The organism is Dietzia sp. DQ11-44, from assembly GCF_014145205.1.
GTDB classification, from domain to species: domain Bacteria; phylum Actinomycetota; class Actinomycetes; order Mycobacteriales; family Mycobacteriaceae; genus Dietzia; species Dietzia natronolimnaea.
In genome coordinates, this window is the sequence record NZ_JAALEC010000638.1 from 1 (window position 1) to 1,203 (window position 1,203).

2 pseudogenes are annotated in these 1,203 nt (G+C 71.7%); both read left to right on the forward strand.

Going from position 1 to position 1,203, the window contains the following annotated elements:
- A pseudogene (locus G6018_RS14765) lies at positions 1-709 on the forward strand (nucleoside-diphosphate sugar epimerase); the annotation flags it as partial.
- Positions 706-1,203: pseudogene (locus tag G6018_RS14770) on the forward strand (acyltransferase); the annotation flags it as partial. The pseudogenes G6018_RS14765 and G6018_RS14770, both read left to right, overlap by 4 nt.

A 1,203-nucleotide genomic window follows, 5' to 3' on the forward strand; every position in this document is an offset into this window, starting at 1 on the left:
CCCCCTGGACCACCTGTCGGTCGAGGGTTACGTGCGCGGGATGTCCCGCAAACGGCCGGACATCGAGGTGACGATCCTGCGGATCCCCGCGATCCTCGGACTGCCCGAACCCACGGTGTTCGGGGAGCTGCTGGCGCCGTCGATCTCCCCGGTGCTGGCGGGCTACGACCCCCGCATCCAGTTGCTGCACCCCCAGGACGCGCTCGACGCCCTCCTGCACGCCACGATGGGCGCCGCGCCGGGGACGTTCAACATCGCCGGCGAGGGGATCCTCACGCTCACCCAGGCCATCCGGCGGGCCGGGCACGTCCCGCTGCCGGTGCCGCCGCAGACGTTCAAGCTGGCCGTGCGGCTGCTGTCCAGTCAGGGCCTGCGCGACGTCGGGGCCTCGCAGCTTCGGTACCTGCGCTTCGGGCGCGCCGTGGACACCACGCGCATGCGCGAGGAGTTCGGCTTCACGCCCCGGTACTCCACCGAGGAGGCACTGCACGCCTACCTGGTCGACTCCGGCACCGAACCGCTCATCACCCGCGCCACGCTCGAGCGCAAGACCGCCAAGATCGCCGCCATGCTCCCCGCGCCGGTGGCCGACCGGCTGCGCGCGGGAGTGGACACCACGCTGTGCGAGCTCGAGGCGATCGGCGCGTTGCCCGATCCGAACGAGCCCGATCCGAACGAGCCCGATCCGAGCAAGGAGGAGGCGCTGTGAGGGGCCCCGAATTCGACCTGAGCCAGCCACTCGGTGGGCCTCGCTGGGGGGAGGGCCGCCGCGACTCGCGGAGCGACCGCATCGTGGGCGAGGGCTTCCTCGGCGCCACCAGCCACAGCGACGCCGCCGCCACCGAGATCGGACGGATCGTCGACCGGTTCCTCACCTCGGTGCGCGACACTCTCGGCCAGGTGATGGAGGCGCTGCCCGTCGACGCCGAGACGCTGGGTCCCGTCCGTGAGGTCGCGCGGGGTGTCGACGTGATGCTCGCGACCGGCGACGTCAGCGCGCTGTCGGGGCTCGTCGACGCCATCAACGGTGTCGGCGAGCTGATCGCCACGCGCGTGACCGGTGGTTACGAGGTCGACGAGTTCGGCTTCGACGAGCACTTCCACAGCACCGTGTGGCTGCCGATGTGGCGACCGCTGTTCGAGCACTGGTTCCGGGTCGAGGTGATCGGCGCCGAGAACATCCCCGCCGAGGGCGCCGGGCTG